This is a genomic window from Paraprevotella xylaniphila YIT 11841, assembly GCF_000205165.1.
GTDB lineage: Bacteria > Bacteroidota > Bacteroidia > Bacteroidales > Bacteroidaceae > Paraprevotella > Paraprevotella xylaniphila.
In genome coordinates this window covers 1-6,705 of the sequence record NZ_GL883873.1, presented here as the reverse complement: position 1 = coordinate 6,705, position 6,705 = coordinate 1, and the positions used below count along the sequence as shown (strand labels likewise).

Sequence of the window (6,705 nt, the reverse complement as noted above, 5' to 3'; positions counted from 1 at the left end):
CGCCTTCATCGTCCGCCCTCCGTTTCTTTATGGCGCACCCAGACCATCACCGCCAGGCCCGCCAACAGGCAAACGCCGTAACGCCACGGCAGGCCTGCGTCCTCCTCCATCATCTCTTCCACCGTGACCCTCCGGCCGAACCGCTCCGGACGGAACACCGGCAGGTTGCGCTTGGCACGCACGATGCCCCCGTCCACCACCACGAGACCCGCTTCGGCACGCAGCAGAGACTTCAGTGTCACCTCGTCCGTATAGAAAACGTCCATACCCGCCCCGCCATCCAGGCCGGGAAGCGTCCACAGGCAGAGGGAGATGAGCCCGGCCCCGGCTTCGGCAAGAAGGCCGGACAGCTTGCGCAGGTCGTCCGCCGTAAGCGTGCGCCGCGACACCACCGCCACCAAGGGCTTTGACCCGGACACCTCCATCAAAGAATCCGTCACCTCTTCATACCTCCCGTCATATACTCCGAAACCCGGCACGGCGGACAGAGCCGCCCCACGGCCGAAAGGCAGGAAATCCACCGGGGGAAGCCAGACCGCCGAGTAGAGGGGAACTGCCAAGGAAAAGACCGCACAGCAGGAGACCGTACGCCACCCTTTCAGGCCGCACTGGTGCTCTGCCCACACTACCCACAGATGCCAGACCGACAAAGCCCACAACATGATGTTTTTCAGCAGCGTAGCCCCATGACCCAACGTGAAAGCCTCGCCGAAGCAGCCGCAATCCTGCACCGACAGCCCCATGGGCGAGAAAGCCAGCCAAACCGTCAGTGCGGTAAAGGCAGACATCACCGCCACCGTACCCCAGGCCACCGCCTTGCGGAACACGCCCGAAAGCAGGAGCAGCCCCATGCACAACTCCCCGGCACAGAGACACACCGACCATGCCAAGGGATGGTCGGCCACGAAGCCGCTCCAACCCCACACGCGGAAATACTCCGACAGTTTCAGCGACGTGACGTAAGGGTCCACGCCTTTCAGCCAACCGGAGGCCACGAAGCACGCACCTAACAGCAAGGAAGGGATATGACGGATTATACGTTTCATATTATTCTCGTTTACCTAACTTTTCTTCCACGATTTGCCAGAACATTTCCTCTATCTTCTCACTTCTTGATGGATTTCCCACCAACACAACACGGTTGTCTTTGTCCAACAAGAAGGTATGGTATACGGCTTCTCTCGGAATATGGGGATTCTCACGGATGAAGACACCTGCCGTATCCACATATATCGGCAAAGAAGGGGACATTGTTCTCATCGTAAAATAAAATGAATCCAAATCCTTGTTCAATGGAAGAAATATAAAATAAACAGATAATTCAGGGGCATACATCTTTGTTTTATCTAACATTTCATTCCACATATACATTGCCTTCAATTCACAAGATGAACATGCGACAGTATCCAAAAAAACAACCAACTTAAAATTTGGATTGATTTTGCCATGCAATGAAAGTGTATCCTTGCCATTCCACATGCACCTCATTTTATCTAAAGGCAATGTTATTGGATGAGACTGTAATTGAATGATACCTTTTTTAAAACTTTCTTTTTCAGAACATGACATTAAAGCAAAAAATACTCCTATCAACAAAATACTGGCATTCCTCATATCAATCATTCTAATTTATGAAAGAATATTACATGATTATCTTCTTTGTTTAAACCTTTCTTTCTAAAAAAGGACAAACCATACGTTTCTTCAATATCCAATATAGTGGACGCGGAAAGCACAGAGATTAACGTATTTCCATGTATTCCTTTTGGACTTGACAAATACGGAAAATCTGAAATAAAATCTTCATTAATTCTTATCAAATAACTTTGTTGACCACATCTCTTATATAAATAAGTACCTATTCCATGTGAATCAAACAAATCAAAAGTCAAATACATCACACTGTCACTTTCAATAAGATTCCCCAAATATTTTACAACGCTTTTATTCCTCGTCTGATCTGATAACTCAGCAAAAGACTTTCCCATATCAAACGTCTCTTCCGTATTAAAATCAAATCTACAATAAGGAACAAATACTGTATCCGTTAAGGTATATATCGTATAATCAAAAGGATGAATTACATATAATTCCTTATTATTTCTCCCACTAAACGAACTAAAAGAATTAAAAAAGACACTTTCATTTTGGGAGAACTCATCGAATCTTCTTAGAACAGTCCCCGTTCGCAAATCAAATAACACGAAGTTATAATAAGTATCATTACCAAAGTCAGAAGACAAAAATACTCGATGTTCATCCCAAAAGTCAAAATGCTTATAAAAAGCATCCAACTGAATTTCTTTTATTGGATGCCCATACACATCATAAACCAATATGGCATGCTGCATAGCAGACAAAACATAAACTAATGAATCGCGGACTATAAAATCGTCTATCGAAAGATATTCATTATGCCCTTTACCCAATCTGTCAATTTTACCAATAAAACGCCCAGTATCATGTTCATAAAACAAAATCCGCTCTCGGTCCAAAACAGCAATTTTCTCTGAATCCACTTTGATTTTATCAACATCAGTCAACAAACATTCCATATTTGTTTCCAACATGACATAACTATAACCGGAAAAGAAACAACTTGCACTGTCGCGCTGTTTTACATCCACATGAAAGGTTGGCAAATCTGCCACTGGCCTTTTCCCACAAGTACAAAAGGCAAATACTATCCCAAAAAACAATAGCATTTTTAATAAAATCGTCCTTCCCATCTCTTTATCTTTTATGTAAAATAGGGGGAAGCCCCCCTTTTATTTTTTTTAATTTAATATGACTTCATACAAATCAATACACTCAATTGGCCTGCAAGAAACATCACCTTGTCCAATACAAACGACTTTACCCGTGAAAGAAATATTCCCCTTGGCATCGGCTTCGAGAATTGTTCCTCCAAATAACTTTATTTTACCCTTTGCTCCTACATTGATGACACACTCGCCTTCTTCTCGCTTAAAAGCGGGAGTAGACTCATTATTATTAGCCAATGCTTCCGCATTCGCCAACAACAAGTCACTTTCACTCACTACATTGTACGCATCATACGTGCGATACCCGGCGTAGGCCGACAGGCCCAACACCAATGCGCCCACCAAGGGCGCGAAGAATTTTTTCTTCTTCATTGTTTTAAAGTTTTAAAATTATACCCTTTACAGGTTTCGCGGCTTCACGCTCTTTTTTGCCGACCACCTGCGTGGGATTCGCAGGCAAAGTAATCACAAAATTTCTGAATGACAATGTTAACTACCGTACTTTTTCATTAACGATTTTATCAGCACCATTAACAAGACATTAACGCCTTATTTCCAACAGCTTAGAAAATACGGTAGTACCGTTTTTCCCTAATTAACACACCGTTAACGCCTTGTTAACGTCATGTTAACGCCAAGTAATGCACCGTTAACGCCTGCGGCATGGCAAAACAGGTTGGCGCAGACCCGCCCCTCCAAATGGACATACACGGCAAGTTTTCAAAAATATGCTTCATCCTTCAGGACACTTTGCAATCTTCTGGAATACAAAAGGTTCCGGTGAATGATATGCTCATCCGTCCTTCAGCCTTCTTTCAGCGGTAATCGTCCCCGTCCGGTATCCCCGTGCCCCTTTCCGGTGAATGCCCGGTGAACCCCATGGATGAGGAAAGTTCACCTTAACAATCTGTAAAACAGCAAGTATGAAAGATGCGAATGGATTTTCCCACATATCTCCCTGTATGGGGAGGAAGCTTAGAAAAACCAAGCAAAGAAACCAAAAACAATTACCGCAAACCGGAAAACCAGTCACAGCACAACGATTTTCCGATTTGCGGCAAAAACAAGAGGCAGAAAAGGAACACAAAGGGCATCCTTTCCCTGCTTACCTCTTCAGCACCAAGCGGAAGTTCCCGAAAGCGTCCCTGACCACATCGAACGGAGTATCCTGAAGGGTCTTATGTACCGTACATTTCATATTCCTTATCCGGGAATGGCTGCTTTCCGTGCCGTCATAAAATCTTGCATGGAACAGTCCATTGAGTTCTTCCAACGACAAGGTGTGATCTTCCTTCAATACCAAAGCGTCCAAAAACACGGCCACACGGGGAGGCACCTTGACCGTACAACCATCGTACGACATATACCCGTCAGACGTATTGACTGAGAAAGAAGCGAGGGCGGAAGACAACGCCTCACGCATAGCATCAATGGAACGTTCTTCGTCCGCCAACTTGAGAAGTTCCAGACTACGGAGCAAGGAATGCCGGAAAACCACTGCCGTCACAACCAAAAGGACGGACGCGGAGATGCAGAAGGCATACAGGAACTTGAAGTGAAGGGCATCCGCCCGGAACGTCTCCGTGGACATCAGGTCATGCCACTGGGGATAGCCCCGCCACTCCGACAACATGAAAACAAAGCCCGAAGCCTCGCACAACCACAAGGCACCCCATAATACGGATGGGTATATCAATCTTAAATCTGTCTTGTTTATTCTTTTCATAACCTGGAAAGTATTAACCATTACCAAAATTTCTGTTTCCCGTCCTTGTATTCAAAAACACGTTCGTCCACCCCGCGTGTAAGGTTCCTCAGAAGCATGAGCGCGTCGAGGGGGATGTCGCGGTAGAGGAGCGAGTCGGACTGCGCCACCTGTACCCCGACCGACTTCCATCCGCCGCCGTCACAAACGAACAGCTCGTAGGTGTCGCCCGGACGGACGAAGTTGTCACGGTGGCGGGGAGAGTAGGACACTGCGCCCACGGCCTTCCCCTCGCCCAAATCCAGACCCACCCATCCACCGTAGAGCGTGGGATGTCCGTAGGAAGTCGTGAGGTCCCCATCCATGGCCTTGAAATAGGAATTGTTGCCGTATGCGCCGCGTTCGGGACCGATGACCGTGCCTTGCAATGCGGAACCGTCGGGAGCGAGGAACGAAACCTCGGACACGTCGCAGTAGCCCTTGTAAGGGCCGAAATAACGGACGTAACGGTAACGACTCACCGTGTCGGTGCGTGCCACCGTGCAAAGGCGCGACGGGGCTTCGCGGATAAGGAAGAGCGTGTCGCGGAGACGGAAGTCGGGCGTGTCGCTGCCCTCGAACACGCCACCCACCATGCGCCCGAGGTAGAACTCGCCTATCATCCCGAACTTGCTCAACACCACGACATCGCCCTTGCGCTTCCCGGGGGAATGGAAAGTCAGGGCACCGGTCTCCTTGTCCATCACGAAGGGATGGGACACGGTGCGCAGGCGCTTGGAAGCGGCATCATAAACGGCCAGACAGTACACCGTGCCGCCGTGACAGTCCGGGAAACGGGCCTCTGCACCATTGTAGGAGATGCAGGCCACAGGTTTCCACTCCAGACGCGTGGACATGCAAAGGTAAAGCGGGCTACCTTTCTCCACCGGGACGGTCAACCGATTGCCGGGCACGCACACGGTAAAAGAATTCTTTCCGGCATACACACCCGTGACATCTTCAAAAAGAGGATAACGGAACACGGGATGCAGGCACTCCGGTGCACCGGGAAGATTCCCGGCCAACGCACGATTCAGACCGAAACGTTGGCGGAACACCTTGCCGTACACGTCGCCATAGTCCTCGGGCATGCCCAGACGCTGGCGCCAGTAGAACATCGAAAACCACCACGTCTGCCCCTGAGGATCCACGAAGAAGTTCCAATAGTGGGGCACATTGTTGTCACCGCGCAAGGGCAGTTCCTCCACCCCGCAGGGGATACCCAAGGCACGGAATATGTAAACGGCCATGTGGCAGAGGTCCAGGCAACTCCCGGACTTCCATTCCGCGATGCGCGGACCGATATGCACGTCACTGCCCATCTGGCCCGTAAAGCGGTAGGGGGACTTGAAGAGGCTGTCGAGAAGGATGCCCGCCGCGTATGCGGGGTCTTCCATCCTCGGGTCGTCTATATGCCGCTCGATGGCCGGCATGAACTCATAATAGAGCTTCTCACGCCATGGCTCCAGTTTCTCGTTGCCCACGCGGTAAGGCAACACGTACTCGCAGAATTGGGAGAAAGGGACGTTCTTCCCCCACGGCTGCTCGCGCCAAACCTTGAAAGCCCATTCAATGTTGCGCACCAGATAGCCAGGGTCGATATAGGCATCCTTCTTCCACCGTACATCGCGCACGCCGGATGTGCCGTAAAGGCGGTAGGCTGAATCCATGGCCTGTTGGTAACCATAACGCCCCGTGGCAAACAACTCGTAGGCCGCATACAGCCCGCGCATGTCCGCACTGTCCATCCCTTGGTGATAGCCCAAGTTGTCTATCAGGTAGAGAGTTGCCGCATATTTCAGGCTGTCGCCCTCATACAGTTTGAGCACTGCCCCCAAACCGGGATTGGCCTCCAGAATGCTGGCACGGACCTTCTTCGCATCATAATAATCCGGCTTTTTCAGCATACCTCCCAACAATCCCGCAAGCGCACATGCCACCGCCGCCACAGACAGTTGCCAAACGCGGCGGCTTGGCCTCCATTTCCGTTTTGTCACATCCTTCATCGTCTTTTAAATCTTTTCTGTTTTTATACGGTTTACGAACAAGTGCAGCAAAAAGCACACAAATGGAAGCGGAATTTACGAATCATTAACAAATCCAAAGAAAAACAATTTTCACTACCTTCCATTTTGATTTATTACGATAAATCCGTTCCTTTGTATCGGCATAAACCCTAAAACAAGATTCTTATGG

6 protein-coding genes are annotated in these 6,705 nt (G+C 49.0%); all 6 read right to left on the bottom strand.

From position 1 onward, the window contains the following. Positions 1-5: 5 nt before the first annotated feature. Entirely contained in the window at positions 6-1,046 is a 1,041-nt protein-coding gene (locus tag HMPREF9442_RS11750; protein WP_008628839.1) for a MauE/DoxX family redox-associated membrane protein, read from the bottom strand. 1 nt (position 1,047) lies between these two features. Next, a complete protein-coding gene (locus tag HMPREF9442_RS11745; protein WP_008628837.1) occupies positions 1,048-1,623 on the bottom strand; it encodes a hypothetical protein in 576 nt (191 codons plus the stop codon). Next, positions 1,620-2,729, bottom strand: a complete 1,110-nt coding sequence (locus tag HMPREF9442_RS11740) for a DUF4934 domain-containing protein (RefSeq protein WP_008628836.1) — start codon at positions 2,727-2,729, stop codon at positions 1,620-1,622. The genes HMPREF9442_RS11745 and HMPREF9442_RS11740 overlap by 4 nt, the downstream gene beginning before the upstream one ends. A gap of 48 nt (positions 2,730-2,777) precedes the next feature. Next, positions 2,778-3,137 carry a hypothetical protein gene (locus tag HMPREF9442_RS11735; RefSeq protein ID WP_008628833.1) on the bottom strand — a complete coding sequence of 120 codons (360 nt, stop codon included), beginning with the start codon at positions 3,135-3,137 and terminating at the stop codon, positions 2,778-2,780. 733 nt (positions 3,138-3,870) lie between these two features. After that, the gene (locus tag HMPREF9442_RS11725; RefSeq protein ID WP_040603074.1) at positions 3,871-4,491 is read right to left on the bottom strand and encodes a hypothetical protein; all 621 of its coding nucleotides are present in this window, start codon (positions 4,489-4,491) and stop codon (positions 3,871-3,873) included. A 20-nt stretch (positions 4,492-4,511) separates the two neighbouring features. Next, entirely contained in the window at positions 4,512-6,515 is a 2,004-nt protein-coding gene (locus HMPREF9442_RS11720) for a hypothetical protein (protein ID WP_008628819.1), read from the bottom strand. Positions 6,516-6,705 lie beyond the last annotated feature (190 nt).